14 protein-coding genes are annotated in these 22,059 nt (G+C 32.6%); 2 read left to right on the top strand and 12 right to left on the bottom strand.

All coding sequences use genetic code 11. From position 1 onward, the window contains the following. Window positions 1–33: 33 nt before the first annotated feature. The 12 genes from ATO12_RS02135 to ATO12_RS02080 form a co-directional block, all read right to left on the bottom strand. Window positions 34–1,752 carry an efflux RND transporter periplasmic adaptor subunit gene (locus tag ATO12_RS02135; protein WP_034238223.1) on the bottom strand — a complete coding sequence of 573 codons (1,719 nt, stop codon included), beginning with the start codon at window positions 1,750–1,752 and terminating at the stop codon, window positions 34–36. Continuing rightward, entirely contained in the window at window positions 1,745–2,458 is a 714-nt protein-coding gene (locus ATO12_RS02130; protein WP_034238221.1) for a PepSY domain-containing protein, read from the bottom strand. The genes ATO12_RS02135 and ATO12_RS02130 overlap by 8 nt, the downstream gene beginning before the upstream one ends. 2 nt (window positions 2,459–2,460) lie before the next feature. Next, window positions 2,461–4,962, bottom strand: a complete 2,502-nt coding sequence (locus ATO12_RS02125; protein WP_034238218.1) for a heavy metal translocating P-type ATPase — start codon at window positions 4,960–4,962, stop codon at window positions 2,461–2,463. A 77-nt stretch (window positions 4,963–5,039) separates the two neighbouring features. Then, window positions 5,040–5,600 (bottom strand): helix-turn-helix domain-containing protein, encoded by a 561-nt coding sequence (locus ATO12_RS02120; RefSeq protein ID WP_034238215.1) that lies wholly within the window; start codon window positions 5,598–5,600, stop codon window positions 5,040–5,042. 46 nt (window positions 5,601–5,646) lie between these two features. Continuing rightward, window positions 5,647–6,210, bottom strand: a complete 564-nt coding sequence (locus tag ATO12_RS02115; protein WP_051575538.1) for a DUF3347 domain-containing protein — start codon at window positions 6,208–6,210, stop codon at window positions 5,647–5,649. 27 nt (window positions 6,211–6,237) lie between these two features. Continuing rightward, window positions 6,238–7,455: a TolC family protein gene (locus ATO12_RS02110; protein WP_034238212.1), complete on the bottom strand. Its 1,218-nt coding sequence runs from the start codon at window positions 7,453–7,455 to the stop codon at window positions 6,238–6,240. Next, window positions 7,452–11,186 (bottom strand): efflux RND transporter permease subunit, encoded by a 3,735-nt coding sequence (locus ATO12_RS02105; RefSeq protein ID WP_034238208.1) that lies wholly within the window; start codon window positions 11,184–11,186, stop codon window positions 7,452–7,454. The genes ATO12_RS02110 and ATO12_RS02105 overlap by 4 nt, the downstream gene beginning before the upstream one ends. A gap of 107 nt (window positions 11,187–11,293) precedes the next feature. After that, complete coding sequence (locus ATO12_RS02100) at window positions 11,294–11,710, bottom strand: HYC_CC_PP family protein (protein WP_034238206.1); 417 nt, start codon at window positions 11,708–11,710, stop codon at window positions 11,294–11,296. A gap of 425 nt (window positions 11,711–12,135) precedes the next feature. Further along, the gene (locus ATO12_RS02095) at window positions 12,136–12,969 is read right to left on the bottom strand and encodes a DUF4249 family protein (protein ID WP_034238202.1); all 834 of its coding nucleotides are present in this window, start codon (window positions 12,967–12,969) and stop codon (window positions 12,136–12,138) included. A 4-nt stretch (window positions 12,970–12,973) separates the two neighbouring features. Continuing rightward, a complete protein-coding gene (locus ATO12_RS02090; RefSeq protein ID WP_165583310.1) occupies window positions 12,974–15,619 on the bottom strand; it encodes a TonB-dependent receptor in 2,646 nt (881 codons plus the stop codon). A gap of 158 nt (window positions 15,620–15,777) precedes the next feature. After that, window positions 15,778–16,755, bottom strand: a complete 978-nt coding sequence (locus ATO12_RS02085; RefSeq protein WP_034238201.1) for a FecR family protein — start codon at window positions 16,753–16,755, stop codon at window positions 15,778–15,780. A gap of 53 nt (window positions 16,756–16,808) precedes the next feature. Further along, window positions 16,809–17,309, bottom strand: a complete 501-nt coding sequence (locus tag ATO12_RS02080; protein ID WP_034238200.1) for an RNA polymerase sigma factor — start codon at window positions 17,307–17,309, stop codon at window positions 16,809–16,811. A gap of 302 nt (window positions 17,310–17,611) precedes the next feature. On the opposite strand from ATO12_RS02080, the gene ATO12_RS02075 reads away from it, so the two are divergent. Together ATO12_RS02075 and ATO12_RS02070 are read left to right on the top strand one after the other, a co-directional pair. Next, complete coding sequence (locus ATO12_RS02075; RefSeq protein ID WP_034238198.1) at window positions 17,612–18,481, top strand: ABC transporter ATP-binding protein; 870 nt, start codon at window positions 17,612–17,614, stop codon at window positions 18,479–18,481. Window positions 18,482–18,493: 12 nt separating this feature from the next. Beyond that, window positions 18,494–22,057 carry an ABC transporter permease/M1 family aminopeptidase gene (locus ATO12_RS02070; protein ID WP_051575536.1) on the top strand — a complete coding sequence of 1,188 codons (3,564 nt, stop codon included), beginning with the start codon at window positions 18,494–18,496 and terminating at the stop codon, window positions 22,055–22,057. The last annotated feature ends 2 nt before the right edge of the window (window positions 22,058–22,059 follow it).

Raw genomic sequence — 22,059 nt, 5'->3', positions numbered from 1 at the left:
ATGCTTAAAAGATGATGTTTCTTCTTCTTACTTCTATTTAATTGTATCAATAACACTGCCACAGGTTAGCATTGCATCACCAAAATAAGGATTACGAATTTCTTTTTCCTTACTTATCCAAATAGCTCCTTTATTGGTATTAGCCATTGGGCATTTTTGTACATATATTTCGGTATTTAATTCAGTAAAGTTAGATATTAATGCTACTACATTCTCATTTAATGATACAAAATGGATTCTTTGTTTTTCTAATTCTTTAGCATTAGCAAGGTGATCTAATATGCTAATACTCTTAGTAAGATGAGTTTTTTCTATGGTACTCAGGTTTGAAGTTTTGATTGCTTTTAAAATTTTATTTGTCGCTTTTGCAGCAATAGAAACCTGAGAAGCATTAGAGTCTACAAATGCATCTTTCATTTGTAAGTATGGTATAAAGGCTGGCAAAAAATCTTTCTGAAATGACTTTGATACTTCCATTTGCATTCCTACATGTCCTTCATGACCAGTCATAGTCTTCCCTCCTTCTTTGTTCATCATTGATTTTTTACCCTGTAATTGTGCAGCTGCATCAACGGTAAACGCTCCATTAGTTACGATTTCATCACCATCATTAAGTCCATTTAAGATGGTATATGTATTTCCTGTAGCACTTCCTAATACTACTTCTCTCATTTCAAAAATGGGTTCGGTTGCACTTGCTTTTATATATACCACAGAACGCTTACCTGTCCATAACACAGCACTTGCCGGAATTACAAGTTGCTCTTTCATTTTAGTTTTACTTGCCACACTACCAGTTACAAACATTCCCGGTTTAAAAAGGTGGTCACGATTATTAAGATTAGTTCTTATTGTAACGGTTCTTGTTTTAGCATTTAAAATTGGATCTATAAAAGAAATTGTGCCTTCAAATTTTTTATCAGGATAGGCTGTGGTAGTAATATTGATTTGTTGTCCTTTTTTAAATTGCGCAATTTGGTTTTCATATACATCAAATTCTGCCCAAACCGTACTAAGGTTACTTACTTTTAAAATAGGTTGTCCTTGTTTTATATAGTCACCTTCTGCACTCATTACTTCTGAAACGGTACCCGAAACAGTTGCATAAATAGCAAAATTTTCCTGAACCTTACCAGAAGATTCTATAGCGTTGATTTGGTTGTCTGAAAGTTTCCATAGCTTCAATTTATTACGAACGGCTTTATACAGTATTGGTTGAGATTCTTTAAGTGATACTGCTGTAATAAGTTCTTGTTGTGCTGCGACAAGATCAGGCGCATAAATAGTTGCTAATTTTTGCCCTTTTCTAACTTCTTGTCCTTTATAATTAACATTTAATCGTTCGATTCTGCCATCAAAATAACTAGCCTGTATTGCATTTGCTTCCTCATTTTCCATTATTTTTCCAGATAATGTAATTCCTTTTTCATCACCTGTTACTAGATCGCTGATGCTAGTAGTTTGGATATTTGCTAATGCCATAGCATTTTCTGTCATTTTAAATTGATCGGCAGATAGCCCATCTGTACTAGTTTCTGCAGGGATTAGATCCATACCGCATATTGGACAATCACCGGGTTCTTCCTGCATAATTTGCGGATGCATCGAGCAAGTCCACATTTGATCTGCTGTAGCTTCTTCCTGATGATTATTGTGACTGGGTTGACTAGAATTGTTACTCCCAAATATAAAGTAACCTCCTAATAGTCCAACAAGAACTGCGATACCTATATATATAATGTTCTTATTCATGACGCTTATTTTTTTTTATTTTTCTAACGGTTGGTGAGGATACAAACCATAATGTAAATCCACTTAGTACCGTTATTAATCCTAATAGAGAGAAGACTCTAAGAATAATTGTATTAAAATTATCTCTTCCTTCATAATCCATGGTATGAGTCATCCAAAGAAAATCAAACCAACGCCACGATCGATGTCTTACTCTTTGAAAACTTCCATCTTTTATCGAAATGTATGCTTTTACGTTTTGAGAGTGTTCATAAGAAACAACATAGGCTGGTAGTGGTCTTTCACGATATTCATGATGATTGCCTACTTTTTCTATTTTTTCTATACCAATTACTTTTAATTCTGACGACATATTTTTTTCAGCAATTTTTAAAGCTTCAGAAGAAGTAATTTCAGGTTTTGGCACTCCTGTATTTGCGTTAAAAAGTTGCTTATCATTTATCCAATAATAGGGTTGCCCGGCAACCTCTCTAAGTTCTAGTGATTGTATCGGGTCATTTGTTTCTATTTGAGAAGGTCTTATTAAATCTTTAAAGGATATAACATCAATATTTTCATTTTTAAATTGATCACCATGAATATCATCAATATTTGTCCAACTAAAGTATAAACCACTAACCGTCCATAGCAAAAACTGAATTCCTAAAAAAAGGCCTAAATACCGATGTGCTTTTCTAATTTTTATTGCTGTTTGTCTTTTTACCATATCTATTTAATATGTATTGTTTTTAATCGTAAAGCATTGGTTATTACTGATACAGAGCTAAAACTCATTGCCAAAGCTGCAATCATAGGAGACAACAAAATCCCGAAAAAAGGAAAAAGTACTCCGGCGGCAATAGGTACCCCTAATACGTTATAAATAAGTGCGAAGAAAAGATTCTGTTTGATATTCTTCATTACTTTATCACTTAATTTTTTTGCTTTCACAATACCTTGCAAATCTCCTTTTACCAATGTAATAGTTGCACTCTCTATTGCGACATCGGTACCTGTACCCATTGCAATACCAACATCACTTTTTGCTAGAGCCGGGGCATCATTTATACCATCCCCTGCCATTGCAACCACTCTCCCGCTATTTTGTAATTTTTCGACCTCACTGAGTTTATCTTGAGGTAACATCTCTGCTTTAAAATTAGCGAGATTGAGTTCATTAGCTACGGCATAGGCAGTATTATAATTATCCCCAGTAAGCATAATAACTTCTATTCCTCTATCCTGTAGTTGCTTAATGGTTTTACTACTAGTTTCTTTAATTTTATCTCCTATAACTATACAACCTGCTATATCCCGATCAATAGATAAATAAGACACTGTTTTTCCTTTTCTTTGATAAGATTCAGCTTGTTTTTTAAGTTTATCTGAAATAGGTATATTAGCGTATTCCAACATTTTTTCATTACCCAATTTCACTTTTAGGTTTCTAATGTTTCCTTCTACTCCTTTTCCGGTTACTGCCTTAAATTCGGTTACATCTAATAATTCGATATGCTGTTCTTTTCCATACTTTACTGTTGCTCGAGCCAATGGATGTTCGCTCAAATTATTAAGAGAGATGATATATTGAAGAATTTCTTCTTTACCAAATCGATCTCCAAAAGGCACTACGTCTTCAACAGTAGGTTTTCCTTCGGTTATGGTTCCTGTCTTATCTACAATAAGTGTATCAACTTTGTTCATAGCTTCGAGTGCTTCTGCCTTTTTAATAAGCACACCATTTTGGGCTCCTTTTCCAATTCCGACCATTACAGACATAGGTGTAGCAAGCCCTAAAGCACAAGGGCAGGCAATTATAAGTACAGCAATTGCATTTACAAATGCATACACATAAGCGGGATCGGGACCATAAAACGCCCAAACAGCAAATGTAAGTAGCGCTATAATGACTACTATAGGGACAAAATATCCCGAAACCGTATCTGCTAACTTTTGGATAGGTGCACGACTACGACTTGCATCATTCACCATATGTATAATCTTTGATAGCAACGTATCGGCTCCCACTTTTTCTGCTTTCAATAAAAAGGAGTGATTTCCGTTAATTGTCCCACTACTTACATGGTCTCCTTCGGTTTTATCTACCGGTATTGGTTCTCCCGTAATCATTGACTCATCTACAGATGTTTGTCCCTTAAAAATTGATCCATCTACAGGGATTTTTTCTCCGGGTTTTACACGTAGGATATCCTTCACTTCTATCTGGTCTATAGAAATTTCTTCTTCTATGCCTTTTACAACACGTATTGCTTTATTAGGTACAAGTTTTAGTAGTTCCTTTATTGCAGAATTTGTTTTGCTATGCGCCCGTGATTCTAATACTTGTCCCATAAGTACAAGTGTTAAGATAACAGTGGTTGCTTCAAAATAAACATGTACTGTTCCTGACTCTGTTTTAAACTGATCTGGAAAAAAATCAGGAAAAAGTATTGCTAAAACACTAAATAACCATGCAACACCAGCACCAACACCAATAAGAGTAAACATATTAAGGTTCCAAATTTTTATAGAACGAAAGGCACGTTCAAAAAACATCCAGGTAGCATAAAACACCACAGGAACAGAAAGTACAAACTGAATCCAGTTCCAGTATTTTAACTCTAAAATATCATTAAGTGGGTTACCCGAAAACATATCAGACATCGCTATTATAAAAATAGGAACCGTGAATAGTACAGCAACCCAAAATTTCTTTAGTAATTTTTTATAATTTTTCTCTTCTTCAGAAATATCTGGTTGTATTAATATTAGATCCATACCACAGATGGAACAGGATCCCGGAGCATCTTTAATTACCTCTGGATGCATCGGGCAGCTATATTGTTCTGTAGTAACTGTATATAAATTTACTTCTTCTACCAGATCCATCCCACATACGGGGCAATCTTGTAATGTAGTATATGTTTTATCTCCTTCGCAATGCATAGGACAATAAAAAACGCCAGTACCTTTTCCTATAGGTTTAACCTGTTTTGGTTTATCATTGTGATCTTGCATCCCAGGAAGATGGATACCATAACGTCCTCCTTCTTGTGCTAATCTTTCTTGAAAAACAGCTAAAGAAATGTGTTTTTCTGTCTCAATAATTGCTTCTGCTTTTTCAAGATCAACAGACACACTGATCACACCATCCATAGTATCAAGTATGTGCTCTACATGGCCTCTACAGCCGTTGCAGGTCATCCCGGATATGTTATATATGTGTTTCATCTGCTATATTTATTGTTGTTTGATCTTCAAAATTATTGAGTTCACATCTCTTTTAATTTGATAATTATGGTTTCTTTTTATATAATTTTGTCTAGAGGTTGACGGTCCCACGATTGTAGGTTTTTAAAATTACTCATAGATATCCCAGTAATCGTTTTAAATTGTTTTGCCAAATGACTTCCGCTTTTATAATTTAGTGCATATGCTATTTCAGAAAAACTCAAATTTCCCATTTGGATGTATTCTTTCGCTTTTTCAATTTTAAGACGAATAAAATATTTTTCTATAGTCAATCCCTCATTACTACTAAACAATTTACTTACCACAGAATAGTCCTTATGTATATGTTTTGAAATAAGACCAGATAGATTTTCATTTAACATATTTTCTTTTGACAATTCATTTATCAAACAAGATTTCACTTGTTCGACAATAAAAGCTATTTCATCGTCTATAATCTCGAAACCATTGCGGGTAACAATCTCATTTACTTTTTCAAATCCAGCACTATCAATATTGCTAAAAACGATCTCTCCCAATTCTATTGTTTCAAAAAGAATTTTGGCATTTTCAAACTCTTGTTTTAATACGGTTTTACACCGGTTACATACCATATTTTTAATTAAAATTTTCTTCATCTACTATTATTATTGTTCTAGAGATCAGATAGAATAGCCAGTATATTTATTTTATAGTTTTGGCAACACTACCACATTTTAACATGCGATCTCCAAAATATGGATTTCTAATTTCTTTTTCTTTAGACAACCAATATCCGCCAGTATTATCAAATGCCATTGGACAATATTGCTTATAAACTTCTCCCGATGATAATGCACCGTCAAGTAAGGTTTCCATTTGAGTAGTAACTTCTGTAAACGCCTTTCTTTGCGCCTCGATATCATCGGTATTGAGTATGGACTCAACAGCCAATTTAAATACTGCATTCTCTGTTACTTTGGCAAGCATTTGTGCTCCTGCCTTTGCTTCTTTAACATCCGTATTTACCAAGGCTGTTTTAATATGAATATAATGCTGAAAAACTTCTGCTGTCTTAGCATCTTTAAACTTAATTTCTGTTGTTTGCTCTACATCATGACCGCTATGATTCTCCTTATGCCCCATCTCAGAATGATGATCTTGTTTCTCTTCTGTTTTAGATGTATTATTCTCTTTGCAAGATAGTATTGTTAATGCTAGTATTGCTACTATAATTACGTTTACATTATAAATTTTTAAGTTTCTCATTTTTTTACTTTTTTATATTGTTGTTTTTTAATTTGTTAAATAATTGATAATCGCAGCTTGCCTATAGTACAGTTCTACACTCTCTATTTGATTTAGCTGAAATTTAAGTTGTAATTCCTGGATGTCTAATACATCATTAAAATCTATAGTTCCTGTTTCATAGTTTTTTATTAATATTTCTTCTGCATTTTTGGCTTGTTTTAAATTTTCTTTCTGGGTATTATATTTGATTCTTGCAGTATTTCTATTCGAAATAGCCTTTCCTAGAATCGTTTCCATGCGATTTAACTGTTCTTCCTTTTGTGCTGTGATTTCTTGTTGATGTAATTTGTTTTGACGAGTCCGGGAATCATAACGCTTATTAAATATTGGTATAGAAAAAGACACCATAGGCATTATAATATCTTTACCATTATCATTTATAGTAACATCATTTCTTTCTGAAACTGGTATATAGTCTAGTCCAAAGCCTATTTGTGGAGCCTTTTCTTTTCGATTAAGTACTTCTAATTGTTTTATGCTTTCGTATATCTTATCGTATTTAAGTAATTCTGGGTTAAATTGTAAGTTTCCATTGTCACTAATAGGATCTTCTAGTGGTATGTTCATCTCATCAGGGAGTATTATATCTATACCAGAATCTCGATTGAGTAAAGCATTAAAAACTATTTGTTCTGCCAGAAAATTTTCTTTAAGTACTGCTTTATGCTGTTCTAATTCATTTTGACGAATTTGCAATTTTAATACATCTACTGCAGAGGCTTTACCTACTTCAACAGATGTTAGTGCAAGTTTCTCATACGTTTGCAGTAGTAGAATATTATCGTAGAGGATTTTTTGCTTGTTTTGTATGGCAAACAATTTATAATACGATTGAGAAATCGAAAGTGCTAGTTTTCTTTTAGTAATTACAATATCTACATATTCTGCCTCTGCTATAGCAGTAGAATAATTCTCTCTTGCTGTGATGGTTCCGAACCATGGTAATTTTTGTTGAATCGAAAATTTTGCACGTTGTGGTCCTGTACGTGTTTCGGGTTCGCTTACAAAGTATCCTATACCAAATTGTGTATTAGGTAGTGTATTTACTTCTTTTATTTTTTCTTTTGCAACAGCATATCTTAATTCAAAAGACTGAATATTAAGATTATTACCCCATCCTTCTTGAATATAAGATTCAAGTTGTTGTGTATATGCTAATACTGAAACAAAAAGGAATCCTATTATAATTTTTAACTGTTTCATTTATTCATTCGTTTAAGTTGAACTTCTTCTTTCCAGCCAAATAATACAGGGACAACAAATAATGTTATGAGTGCAATCCCCATTCCTCCAAAGGAAGGAATTGCCATAGGTATCATGATATCACTCCCGCGACCAGTAGATGTTAAAATTGGTAATAGCGCAAGAATTGTAGTTGCAGTAGTCATAAGGCAGGGACGAATTCTCTGCTCTCCTGCTTCTATAACCGATGTTCTAATGTCATCAAGAGATTTTGGTTTATTTTTATCAAATGTCTGTTTAAGGTAAGTTGCCATTACTACTCCATCATCTGTAGCAATACCAAAAAGAGCTATGAAACCAACCCATACAGCAACACTTAGATTGATAGTGTGAACCTGGAACAGATCTCGCAAGTTTTCACCAAAGAAACTAATATTTAGAAACCATTCCTGACCATATAACCAGATCATTAAAAATCCTCCGGCAAAAGCTACTGCAATTCCTGTAAACACTATTAACGAGGTAGCTATTGAGCGAAATTGAAAATATAGAATCAAAAAGATAATAATCAAAGCTAATGGTACTACAATTGATAGTGTCTTTTCTGCCCTCAATTGATTTTCGTATGTTCCTGTAAATTGATAGGTAATTCCTTTTGGAACAATCAGTTCATTATTATTAATCTTAGTTTTTATCAGGTTTTGTGCATTTTTAACCACATTTACTTCTGCAAAACCATCTTTTTTATCAAATAAAACATAGCCAACCAGAAATGTATCTTCACTTTTTATTACTTGTGGTCCCTGTTCATAACGAATATCAACCAATTCACTTAGCGGAATCGAACTACCATTTTTTAAGGGAACATAGATAGTTGCAAGATCTGTTGGGTTAGCTCGAAGTTCTCTTGGATAGCGTACTCGTACTCCATAACGTTCTCTGCCTTCAACTGTTTGTGTGAGTGAAATCCCTCCTACTGCAACTTCTAGAATTTGCTGAACCTGTTCAACAGATACTCCATATCGAACTAGTTGTTCTCGATCAATATCCAAAATTAGATATGGTTTCCCGACAATACGGTCTGCAAAAACGGCTTCATCTTTTACACCATCTACCTCTTTCAATATCTCTTCTAACTGTATTCCAAAAGCTTCAATTTGTTTTAAGTTTTGCCCTTTTACCTTAATCCCCATTGGTGCACGCATTCCTGTTTGGAGCATTATTAATCGGGTTTCTATCGGTTGTAATTTTGGAGCAGAAGTTACTCCGGGTAGTTTTGTGACGTTTATGATTTCAATCCAAATATCATCTGGACTCTTAATTTCTGGTCTCCAATTACGGTAGAATTCACCATTATTATCAGGAATAAGATTTTCTCGATTAATAGAGAAATATTTCTTTTTTGATACTGTATTGGTTTTATCAGGATTAACATTGTAGTTTTCATTGTTAATTAAACTACCATCTTTACCTATAAATAAACCATTATCATTAACCTTATACCGTTGTCTCTTACCGTTTTCATTAAGCATATACTCGGGCTTATATAAAATAATATTCTCATACATTGATAATGGAGCAGGATCAAGAGAAGATTCTGTTCTTCCGGCTTTACCAACAACAGTTTTAATTTCAGGAATACTTGCTACTGCCATATCCAATTGTTGCAATATCCTCTTATTTTCAGCCACTCCGGCATGTGATAATGTAGTTGGCATCAATAGGAAAGATCCTTCATTTAGTGAAGGCATAAATTCTTTTCCAACATTTTTCATGATTAAAAAACCAAAAACAACGATAATAGCGGGTAGCGATAAGAATAATAATTTATTGCTCAATGCCCATTGCAATATTCTGGTATAATATGTTCTAAACAGTGTAAAAGTACCTAACAGTCCAAAGCAAATGACACCAACAAAAATGAGGTTTGCAAACATACTTTTACCAACTCCCAGAGGTCTCCAATATTCTGATAGTAAAAACACAATAGTTATTATCGCTATACCAATATTTGTTAGATTAATATGATTTTGTGAAACTAACCTCCTTAAGCCAAGAATAGCCGTTATTGCAAAAGCTATTAAAATTATACCTAACCATATACCATTAAAAACTACAATACCTCCTAATACGATTAAAACACCATTGATTATATAGCTCATTGAGGTTTTTATATTTTTCTTTTTGAATAGAAAAGCGGCAAATGGAGGGATGAAGAACAAAGCTACTATGATCGATGCTATAAGTGCCATTGTTTTGGTAAATGCTAATGGTCTAAATAGTTTTCCTTCTGCGCCAATCATCGTAAATACAGGAATAAAACTAATTATAGTAGTTAGTACTGCTGTTAATATTGCTCCAGAAATTTCTGCAGTAGCATTATACACTACTGTATTCACTGGCAAGCGATATTCATTTTCATCTAAATGCCTTATGATATTTTCTGAAAGTATCACTCCCATATCTACCATAGTACCAATGGCAATAGCAATACCAGATAAAGCAACGATATTGGCATCAACGCCAAACAATTTCATTGCTATAAAAACCATTAAAATGGCTATTGGCAGGAGCCCCGAAATAAGGATCGAAGCTCTAAGGTTAAACACCATTACAATAACAACAAGAAAGGTTATCAAAATTTCTAAGGTGAGAGCTTCGTTAAGTGTACCTATTGTTTCATGAATAAGTTCGGTTCGATCATAAAAAGGAACTATAGTTAATTGCGAGGTACGACCATCTTTTAATTGTTTGGAAGGTAATCCTGTACTCAGTTCTTTAATTTTATCTTTTACATTATCGATAACTTCTAATGGATTTGCTCCATAACGTGCAACAACAACACCTCCTACCACTTCTGCACCTTCTTTATCCAGAATACCTCTTCTGGCTTCTGGCCCCATACTAACACTGGCAATATCTTTAATACGAATTGAGGTAAACTCTTCTGAAGTTACTACGGCGTTTTCTATATCAGCTATAGATTTTATATATCCCAAACCGCGAATAAGATATTCTGCCTGATTTATTTCTAAGGTCTGTGCACCAATGTCCCGATTTGATTGTTTAACTGCATTAACAATTTGTTGTAAACTAATGTTATATTGGCGCATTAACTCTGGGTGTACATCTACCTGATATTCTTGTACATATCCACCGATAGAAGCTACCTCTGATACTCCCCCTGCAGATGATAATGCATACTTTACATAATAGTCCTGGATACTTCTTAGTTCTTGTAAATCCCAGCCACCAGTTACGTTTCCGTTTTCGTCACGTCCTTCTAAAGTATACCAAAAAATCTGCCCCAGTCCGGTGGCATCTGGCCCCAGACTTGGACTTACTCCATTTGGCAATAGCCCCGATGGTAAAGAATTTAGTTTTTCCAGAATACGACTCCTACTCCAATAAAATTCTACATCTTCTTCAAAAATGATGTAAATACTAGAAAATCCAAACATCGAAGAGCTGCGAATAGTCTTTACTCCAGGAACTCCTAAAAGTGAAGTAGTTAAGGGATATGTAATCTGGTTCTCGATATCTTGCGGTGACCGTCCTTGCCATTTTGTAAACACAATTTGTTGGTTTTCGCCAATATCGGGTATGGCATCGACTGCTACAGGGTCGCTAGGTAATATTCCGGTTTGCCATCCAAATGGTGCATTTACTATACCCCACCCTACAAAAAGAGCTACCATAAGGATTGCAACCAATTTATTCTCGATAAGAAATTTGATGCTTTTGTTTAGCATATACTTTGATTATTTGATAATTAGAAGAAGACGTTATCTGTGAAGTACAAACAACAGTTCTAGCCCAAATGGATTATCACCGGGCAAATTTTTAACACTCTAATGTATCAAATAAGAAAGGTCTCGTTAAGTACATGAATATCCTTAATCAGGAAAGGAGGAGGATATTCTTTAAAAGGAACAACATTATTCTCAAGTCCTTCAAAAAGGTTGATATACGAATAATAAAACATTACAACAAAAGCCTGTTGCTCTAAAGTGATTTTATCAAATGAATTTTGAAGTTCATCCTGTCCGTCAAAAGTGAGTTGCTTATCTGTACAACAACTTTTTTTAGCCATTATCGAACATTCAACAGCATTAGAAGCTTGTTGCTCCATTCCACAAGTTTTTGCTTGTTTATACAAAGCAACATCTACTAAAGTGTTTCCACAATAATGCATATCTACTGTAAACGATATGGTAGATACAAGTACTACCATCGCCATTAGAGCAGCTATTATTTTATGTGTCAACTTTTTCATTTGTATAGCAAATTTACAAAAAATTGATCTAATGAATTTTGTTTAACAGAAGTTTAATCTTTTAGTTTAAAAAAATAAGGTTTTAAATAGTTAATATATCAAAAGATTTTTGCGTAATAAATTAAGTCGATTATTTCGTCTTTCAAAGATTGAGAGAAAGAGTTGAGAAAAGATAACAATAGAATACTAATGATAATAATTAATCGAGCCATTACGTTTACTTTTTTGTTATGGCTCAAAACTACAACCCAATACCAGCACTAGTAATTATTATCTATGAATGGCTTTAGTTTGTCTATGAATGTCATTTAAAGAATATTTGTTTTCTAATTATAAAAACGGGAGGGTTGTACGTTCCTCCCGTATTATTAAATTTTGGTGTTAGAATCATTTTAAAACTAACTATGTTTCATTATATAAATGAACTAGAAAGATACCTCTTGATAGCTAAAACTAAACACTCCAAAAAAACCTAATGCTTTTCTATCTGTTGTGGTATTTCTAATATTCCCTACCAAATTGATAGGTGGTTTTGAAAATATTAAAAAAGGTTCTGTGGTTTCTGGACTACCAAAATCTACTTGATTATCATATTGTTCATGAGCAGCTACGTAATACTCATAGGTGTGAAAATTTAAATTTGAAAGACTAACTCCTAAAATATCTCCCCCACTAGTTAGAGTTTCTATAAATGCATTTTCATTTCCATTAAAAAGAACATCATTAGATAGTTCGAATACTTCGGAAATAAGGTTTCCATTGTTATAAAAGGTAAAGTGAACCTGATAAAAATTAGTTTCATTTCCCGGATCACTAAAAATTACTCTTGGATAGCCATTTACCTTACTTATCGTTTTGATTTGCACAGGCTCTTTTAGTGGCTCATGAACAGATTCATACGTAGTCCCATCAGCAAGTGTAACTACAATCCAATATTTGTTTCCGATAAGACCAATCACTGCATCAGTACTTAAATATACTCCTTCAGAAACTTGAAAATCATCTGTAACAAGTCTAACTGTGCCATCGGGATCTTCTGTGTATAGCAATATAGAAGCATCATTAATAGGGTCCAGTGTAGTAGTATTAACTGGTACTGTTTTTTGAATTGTAATTTTTATATTATTTGTGTTATTAATAAGGTATCCATAGATAAAAACTTGTGGTTCAAACTCTACATCTAGCGGTGTTTCTTTAAGGCAACTTAGTACAGGTATAAAACAAAAGATGATTACAATAATTCTATATAATGATTTCATAGTCTTAAAATTTAAAATTGTACGTGATAAAAGGTACAGGTGCACCAATTAGATAAAAATCATAGGATCTTAATCGATTATTTTTAAATATCGAGAAAGAAGAAAAAGCATTTTTACGGGCATATAGATTGTAGAGTCCAAAAGACCAGCTACCTTTCCACTTCTTGTTAGGCCTTTTGGGGGTGTAGGTAAATGAAATATCCATTCTATGTGTACTGCGTAATCTATATGCGTTTCTATCTGAATAGGTTAAATACGGATTGTTATCAAAAATAAATCGCCCTGTAGGTTTTGTCACAGGTCTTCCCGATTGGTAGGTAAAAAATAATCCTACATTCCACTTTGGCCCTAATGCATAATCGGTAGTTATATTAAAAACATGTGGTCGATCATAATTTGATGGGTAGTATCTACTGTCATTAATATTATCTGAAGGAAAAATACTGGTTGTTTTTCTTCTAGTAACAGAATAGGTATAATTAATACTTCCTCTTAATTTTCCTGTATTTTTATAAGCTCCAAATTCTGTTCCGTAAGAATATCCTTCTGCAGGTAACAACTGTGTTTCTATATTTTCATTTAATAATAAATTTGCTCCATTTTTATACTCTACTATATTTTTGAAGGTTTTATAATATGCTTCGGCAGTAAAATTATAGCGTTTGTTGGGTGTATCATACGCATACCCGGCAGAAATCTGATGTACTTCTAAAGGTTTTATATGTGTTCCCGATAGTTTCCATACATCGAAAGGAAAAGCTGCAGTTGTGTTTGATATGTAATGAATGTATTGAAACATTCTATTGTACCCTAACTTTAATGCTTTATTATTTTTTAAATTATATTTTAATGAAACCCGAGGTTCAAAACCAGTATAACTCTTAATAAGTTTTCCTTTTTTATACTCACGAGTATCTATAATGGTAGTTACATTTTGCGGAACCCCGGGACTGTACACTGCAACTTTATTATAGCCAAAATTACCAAACCAGGAATATCGCAATCCGGTACTAAATGAAAATCTGTTCCATTTTTTTTCATATTCTATATATGGTGCAACTTCTACTCCTTTTTCTGTTTCAAAATTTATAGTATTGATACCAATATCATCACTGGTAGCCTTTGCCGGAGTGAAGCGATATAGTGTACCATTTATTCCAAATCTCATTTTTGTACTAGGATTGAGGTAATATGTAAAATCTGGTTTTACGATAAAGTTTTCTATAGAAGATTTCCATTTTATACTACTGTTGGTATCTAGAGGGCCTCCGTCTGTGCTCTTTAAATTATAATTGTATTGGCTATATATTCCAGAAACGTTCATAAATAACTTGTTAGAGAATATGTGATTCCAACGTAATGTAGCTGTAGCATTTTTCCAGCTAAAATTTGTTTTGTCGTCTGGCTCTTTACCTTCTGGAATAACTTCTCCTTCAAAAAGTAGTTTCATAACATCGGCTCCAAAATAGCCCGAAAGAAACAAGGTATTATTTTTATTAATCTTCCAGGAGAGCTTAGAACTTACATCATAAAAGAAAACTTTTTGATCTTTTACTTCTCCTCCTATAATCGGAAAAAATACATCAAAGTAAGATCTGCGACCAGAAATCAAAAAGCTTAATTTTTCCTTTTTTATTGGCCCTTCTAGCGTAAGCCTCGAAAACAATAGTCCTAATCCTCCTTCTCCTTTAAAAGTTTTAGTATTTCCATCTCTTTGTCTAATCTCTAAAACAGAAGATGCTCTACCTCCAAATCGTGCAGGAATCCCTCCTTTATATAATTTCATTTCTTTAATCGCATCTGTATTAAATCCTGAAAACAAACCAAATACATGAGTCGGGTTATAAATTGGGGCTTCATCTAATAGCACTAGATTTTGATCTATATTACCACCTCTAACATTAATTCCCGAAGCACCTTCTCCAATCGTATTTACACCAGGAAGTGTTAATAATGCTCTCATGATATCAGGTTCTCCCAAAAAAGCTGGTAATCGTTTAATTTCTGAACCTTTTAGCGTAGAAATCCCAGATGCAATTGTATTTACCTGGCTTTTATTTTCGGTATTAGCAGTTATTGTTACTTCATCTAATTCATTAGAAGCAGGTTCTAATTGAATATCAAGTTTTGTATTCTTGGTTAGTTCAATTTGTATCTCTTTTACAGTATATCCCAAATATGAAACTTGAAAATTATAATTACCTTCGGGAAAGGTAATAGAATAGAAACCATATTCATTGGTAGTGACTCCTTTATTTCCATCTTTTATATAAATACTCGCTCCAGGTAAGGTTTCGCCTGTTGCGGCATCTTTAACAGTTCCACTTAGAGTATACTTATTCTTTTGTTGAGGACGATTAGAAAGTATAATAAAACTATTCTTTACCAAATATTTGATCGTGGTAGTTTGTAATAACTCACTAAGTGTTTTAATCACATCTTTATCAATCACCTCAATATCAAGTTTTTGCGATACGTTAATTTCATCATTATTATAAATAAAACTATATGAAGTTTGTTTCTCTATTTGTTTTAATATGGTTTCTAATTGAGTATTCTCAAGATTTAATGTAACCTTATCCTGAGAAAAACCATTAATAGCCATAAGTTGTAAACAACCCAGTAGATAAAGAGAAAATGATAATTTCATTAATAGAATACTTTTTTTGTCAGGGTTTTTCACCTGCAAAGACAGAACGAACTGTTTTATTTTCATAAATTTGAATGTTGTTAATTATTACTGATTTTCGCGATTAGAATAGTATTGACACATCGGTGGGAAAATGGCAGTTTTCCCACTTTTTTATTTTATTTAATTATCCACTCATTTGCTTTTGTATTATATTCATATTTAAAATCTTTTGAAGCTTTTAATACTTCAAGAATGTCATTAATTGATAAATCCTGATCAAAGGATCCTGTAAATTTTGAATTGGATATTTGTTTGTTTTCAAAACGTATATTAACATTATGTTGAATTTTTAAATCATTGGCTATTTCTAAAAATGGTTTATTATTGAATTGTATTTTACCATCTCTCCAGGCAATACTACTCACAGCATTATTGGATTTTGAAGTAACTACACGCCCATCATTCTTAAAAATCTTCACTTTATCATTTGGAAGCATTATGATGTTATTTTTGAAATACTCTTTAGAGCTTACTTCGACTTTACCGGTTAATAATACTGTTTCTGTAAATGTATTTTCTGCATATGATTTTACATTAAAACTTGTCCCTAAAGCTTTTACTATAACATGATCTGGCGTCTCTACAGTAAAAGGGTGTTCTTTATCTTTTGCTACTTCAAAAAAAGCCTCACCATCTATAAATAGTGTTCTTGGAGATTTAGGATTATAAGACAGCTTACTTGAAGAATTTAACCAAACAACAGAGCCATCGGGAAGATGTATTTGCTCATGATCACTATACGTAGTCTCAATGCTTATAATATTATTGGGGAGTAGAATTTGATAAGTATATACAGCCGTTGATACTAAAATTGCTACCATAGCTGCATATTTTATTATCTTTTTCCAGCTATCGTTTCTTCTTTTTTCATTTTCTATTGCATTAAAAAACTTTTGCTTGGCAGTATTTATTTCTAAATCACTATGCTTTGGGGTATTGCCGGTAACATTGTAAATATTCTGTATTTTATTAAATAGATCTTCATTAAAATCATCAGAATTCATCCACTCTTCTACTCTTTTATTTGTAGCTTTATCTGAGCTTTTTGAGATATATCCCCAAATATCTGCTTCTGTTATTTGACCCTGTTTCATAATTAGGTATTTTACTATAAGACGTTAGTCACATAGTTACACCCTATCAAAAATTATAAATAATCTTGTAACCCTTGCCGAAATGCGGTTAACGCTTTGGAAATATGAAGCTCTACTGTTTTTACAGAAATATTTTTTTGTGTAGCAATTTCCTGATAAGTAAACCCTTGGTCCCGTGATAATCTAAATATTTCTATCGTCTTTTGTGGAAGAGAAGCATAAATACTATCTATTTTTTGTAACAACTCCCATTCATTATCTATGTTTTCTTGGATATCACGGTTTAGTGAATATAAATTGGTATGTTTTTCCCGGGTCTTATGCTTTCTGGTATGGTCAATTATCTTATTCTTTAAAGTGACAATAAGAAATGATTCTATCGAACGATCATTTGATTGAATTTGCTCTATTTTTTCCCAAAGTTTAATAAATGTTTCTTGTACTAATTCTTGAGAAAGATCTCTTTCTTTAACCACCTTAAAAGAATAATTGAAGAGTTTTTTGTAATGTTTATCAAATAAAATTGAAAACCTCTTTTTCTTTGATGATCTCATTAATTTATCTTTCTCCTAGTATTTAGATCGTTAATAATATACATCTTCAGTATCAAAAAACTACACTTTGATAGATAGTGGCTAATATATAAATAATACCTAATTACTTACCTATATCATTTTTAATTGAAGGCACTATATTATTAAACAGCTTTATTTCGAAACAATACGATATTATTCAATAATAAAATTTATGTCATATCGTACTGTTTTTTCATCAACACTTAAAGGACGTTCATCAAAATAAATAGTAAGATTTAGATGCTATAAGTAGGTTCGTACTGTCAGTTAAAACGAATCCTATGAATACTTTAAAAATTGAAAATCTATCTAAAACTTATTCCAACGGAGTAAAAGCATTACAGGATATTAACTTAACAATTACCAATGGTATGTTTGGGTTATTAGGTCCTAATGGTGCAGGAAAATCTTCACTAATACGTACTTTAGCAACACTACAAGAGCCTACTCAGGGAAACGTATTGTTTAATGATACACTTAGTAGTAAGGAACCACAAATTATTCGAAATCAATTGGGATATCTACCGCAGGAATTTGGGGTATATCCCAAAATATCAGCAATTCGACTATTAGATCATATAGCCATACTAAAAGGCGTACTGAATAGCAAAGAACGTAAAGAACAAATAGAGGGATTATTACATCAAACGAATCTATATACAGTACGAAAAAAATCTGTAAAGACCTTTTCTGGTGGTATGCGTCAACGATTTGGGATCGCACAAGCACTCCTAGGCGATCCCAAACTTATTATTGTAGACGAACCTACAGCTGGTTTGGATCCAGAGGAACGTAATCGTTTTCACAATTTACTAAGTGAAATAGGAGAACATAGAATCATCATTCTTTCTACTCATATTGTCGAAGACATTAAAAATCTATGTGCTCATATGGCAATTATGGGAGAAGGAAAAATACTAAAACAAGGTATTCCTTCAGAACTTATTACTCACTTAGAGGGTAAAATATGGCATAAGGTTGTTGCCAAAGAAAATGTTATGGCATTTAAGAATGCTTTTAATGTTTTATCCACCCGGTTATTTGGGGGTAAAATAGAACTTCGCGTATTATCAGATCATCAGCCAGAACATGGGTTTAAAGCTTCTAAACCAGATTTAGAAGATGTCTACTTTTCTACAATTAATAAATAAATAATCATGACAATGAAATTACTTCAGTTCGAGTGGCGATATCATACTCGCCAGACTTCCTTTATACTATTTTTAGTATTGTTTATAGGATATGGTATTCTTGCCATTACACAAGCTTTTCAATATCTAGAATTCAGTAATATGTATAACGATGCTTATAACTTAAGTTTTTTATCAGGTATTATAAGTATAGGCGTTGTATTTGCGAGTATATTTTTTTGTGTTAATGGGCTACTAAGGGATACCGCTTTTCATACCAAAGAAATAATTTTTAGTACCGGAATACAAAAACATAGCTTTTTAATCAATCGCTTTCTAGGTCTCTTTTTGATATCTCTTTTTATCGGTAGTGTTGCTTTATTAGGAGTTTTTATTGGAGCAAACATTGCCAATCTAAATCCAGAAACATTGCATCATTTTAACATAAATCATTATCTATGGCCTTGGTTAACAATTGTAGTTCCTAATGTTTTTGTCTGCACTGCTATTCTATTTTCGACAACACTCCTATCGCAAAAAGCTATAGTGACATACATCACCGGACTCTTACTTATTGCTATTCATTGGATTTCGGGATTCTATATTAATTCTCCTCTTGTTGGTGGTTCTATACTTTCTGATCCAGAGGTTTTGGCAATTGCGTCTTTAGTAGATCCAATAGGGCTAAGTGCCTTTTTTGAACAAACTCAATTCTTAACCCCTATAGAAAAAAACGAAACTCTGATTTCACTATCCAGGCATTTTGCATGGAACAGAGTTATTTGGATATTTTTTGGCCTTGCATCTATAGTAATATCATATCGATTATTCCGTTTCAGGAAACTTAATCAAAAAGTAAAAAAACAAGCTATACTTATAGCAGATAAACCTAGTAATTCTATTTATAAACCAGTAACTATTGCTTTTGATACATTAACCACAAGAATAGCACGTATTAAGTCGATTGTAGTATTAGATACAAAAATGATAATTACAGGAATTCCTTTTCTGGTCATCGTACTACTATGGATTGTTATGATTATACTAGCGTTTAATAATAGTGTACGCAGCTTTGGGATTTATGGCAATCGTTATCCTACTACAGACCTGTTTATAGGTTTAATTCATGAAATTTTACCTATAATGGGATTATTACTCATTGTCTTTTATACCGGCGAAATGGTATGGAAATCAAGATTTAACGAGTTTCATGAAATTATTGAGGCAACACCTACAAAAAATAGCACTTTTTTTATTTCTAAATATATCACCATAACAATAATACCCATACTGCTTATTCTAATATCAATCTTTGTTGCAATAACGTTTCAGTTTTCAAATGGTTATTATGATTTAGAATTAACTCATTATTTTTCGATGTTTTATTTCGGAGGACTTCAGGTTTTACTATATACGATTTTCGCATTATTGATTCAAAATATAGTATCTAACAAATATCTAGGAATGGTAATTTCCGGAGGTATTCTGCTGTTATTTGGTCCTTTAAGTAATAGTGTAGGATTAGAACACCCTTTAATTCTTTTCAATAATCTTCCAAACATGGCTAGAGCGTATTCAGATTTTAATCAATATGGGCAATATGTTGTGAAGTTTAACTGGTTATCCTTGTATTGGATCACTTTTGCAGGAATAGTAGCGTTATTCAGTTTTAAATTATGGAAAAGAGGAACTATTTCTACTATTAAAACGTACACAAGAATAATATGGAATAAAAAAGAAAAAGTAGTATTAATAAGCTTTGTGTTTCTATTTATAACTATCGGCACATACATCTATTATAATATCAATATCATCAATAAATATGAAGTGGCAGATGAAATATATGATTTTAATGAGAAATATGAACGTACATATAAAAAATATGATCATCTAGTGGTACCAAAGTTGGTTTCTGTACAAACAGCGGTAGATATTTTTCCTAATGAGCAAAAATATGAAGTAAAAGCTTCCTGTTTGATAACGAATACAACCTCTCAACCTATAAAAGAAATCTTTATTACTGCACCAATACCATTAAAAAAGCTATCTATAGAAAATAGCACACAAGTTTTTCACGATTCGATTATAGGAACTTACTTATTCAAACTTCATACCCCATTACAACAAGGTTCTATCCTAAAAATGAAATATAACTTAACCAAAAATTCTTCTGGATTTGATATCGATCATAGTATTACAAGTAATGGATCTTATATTAAAAGTCATCAGTTTAGTCCTCATTTGGGCTATGTAAATGAATATGAGATTAGTCATGCTTATGAACGGGAAAAGCGAGGATTGCCTATAAAAGAAAAGCCAGTAGTGAATGACAACTATTTGCAAATTGGAGGGAAATTTAATTTTGAAAAAATAGATTTCGAGACCGTAGTCTCTACATCAAACGATCAATCTGTGCTATGCTCCGGAGATTTAATAAAACAATGGAAATCGGATAATAGAAATTACTATCATTATAAATCTAAAGGCAAAATCAACAGTATGGTGGCATACCATTCTGCACGTTACAAAATTGAAAAAACAAATCACAAAGGCATTCAAATTGAATTATACTATCTCCCTGAACATCATAGAAATATAGCAGAAATGATAAAAGTGGCTAAAGCTACTATTGATTACGCAACTGATAATTTTGGAGAATACTCTCATAAATATCTTCGTATCGGCGAAATGCCAATATTTGGCGGCGGTGGGGCCAACGGCCAGGCAATGCCAGGAGTGATCAGTATTAACGAAAAAGTTTTTAAAAGAGATATTTCAAACCCACAGGACTTTAATGTAATTGCCAGAGTGATTATTCATGAAATAGCTCATCAATGGTGGGGAGGCCTACTTACACCAAAACGAATTGATGGATTCATGGTTTTATCAGAATCTTTAGCCAAATATTCTGAAACTGTGATTATGAAAAAATTATACGGTAAAGCTATGGTTAGACAACTATCAGAACATACGATAAAAAGATATTTTAGTGGTCGTTCTCATGCAACAGAAACAGAACCACCATTATACATAAGTCAGTTACAACAATACCTGGGATATAGCAAAGGGTCAATTGTTATGTCTGCGATAAAAGATCTTATAGGAGAATCCAATCTAAACATTGCGCTACAAAATATGATACACAAATACAGTCATAAACCCACTGCAACAACACTTGATTTTCTTCAAGAGTTATATTCGGTTACTCCTAAAGAGTATCATACTTTAATAGATGATTGGATGAAACGTGTAATCACGTATGATTTAGGAATTAAGAATACTTCTTATAAAAAACTTAATAATGGTACTTACGAAATTGCGATAGATATAAAAGCGCAACGCTTTGAAACGGATACTACGGGAAAAGAAATCACAATTAATATTAACGAACCTATTAAAATTGGAATATTTAAAAAACACCCTGAAGCCATCAATGATGATAAAGATATTCTCTATTTAGAATCTCACCAAATCAATAAAAAAAACATGGTTTTTAAAATTATTACCAAAGAAATACCAACCTATATAAGTATTGATCCATATTATACCAGGTTAGATAGAAACATGACAGATAATATAACTTCTGTGAATCTTTAATA

Origin of the sequence: Aquimarina atlantica, assembly GCF_000626715.1 — a bacterium.
Classification (GTDB): Bacteria; Bacteroidota; Bacteroidia; order Flavobacteriales; family Flavobacteriaceae; genus Aquimarina; species Aquimarina atlantica.
Note: the sequence above shows the minus strand (reverse complement) of the source record. Positions and strands in the feature narration are given on the sequence as shown.

Coding starts and splice junctions, on each gene's coding strand:
- ATO12_RS02135 (WP_034238223.1), bottom strand. CDS start 1,752: ATGAATAAGAACATTATATATATAGGTATCGCAGTTCTTGTTGGACTA.
- ATO12_RS02130 (WP_034238221.1), bottom strand. CDS start 2,458: ATGGTAAAAAGACAAACAGCAATAAAAATTAGAAAAGCACATCGGTAT.
- ATO12_RS02125 (WP_034238218.1), bottom strand. CDS start 4,962: ATGAAACACATATATAACATATCCGGGATGACCTGCAACGGCTGTAGA.
- ATO12_RS02120 (WP_034238215.1), bottom strand. CDS start 5,600: ATGAAGAAAATTTTAATTAAAAATATGGTATGTAACCGGTGTAAAACC.
- ATO12_RS02115 (WP_051575538.1), bottom strand. CDS start 6,210: ATGAGAAACTTAAAAATTTATAATGTAAACGTAATTATAGTAGCAATA.
- ATO12_RS02110 (WP_034238212.1), bottom strand. CDS start 7,455: ATGAAACAGTTAAAAATTATAATAGGATTCCTTTTTGTTTCAGTATTA.
- ATO12_RS02105 (WP_034238208.1), bottom strand. CDS start 11,186: ATGCTAAACAAAAGCATCAAATTTCTTATCGAGAATAAATTGGTTGCA.
- ATO12_RS02100 (WP_034238206.1), bottom strand. CDS start 11,710: ATGAAAAAGTTGACACATAAAATAATAGCTGCTCTAATGGCGATGGTA.
- ATO12_RS02095 (WP_034238202.1), bottom strand. CDS start 12,969: ATGAAATCATTATATAGAATTATTGTAATCATCTTTTGTTTTATACCT.
- ATO12_RS02090 (WP_165583310.1), bottom strand. CDS start 15,619: ATGAAATTATCATTTTCTCTTTATCTACTGGGTTGTTTACAACTTATG.
- ATO12_RS02085 (WP_034238201.1), bottom strand. CDS start 16,755: ATGAAACAGGGTCAAATAACAGAAGCAGATATTTGGGGATATATCTCA.
- ATO12_RS02080 (WP_034238200.1), bottom strand. CDS start 17,309: ATGAGATCATCAAAGAAAAAGAGGTTTTCAATTTTATTTGATAAACAT.
- ATO12_RS02075 (WP_034238198.1), top strand. CDS start 17,612: ATGAATACTTTAAAAATTGAAAATCTATCTAAAACTTATTCCAACGGA.
- ATO12_RS02070 (WP_051575536.1), top strand. CDS start 18,494: ATGAAATTACTTCAGTTCGAGTGGCGATATCATACTCGCCAGACTTCC.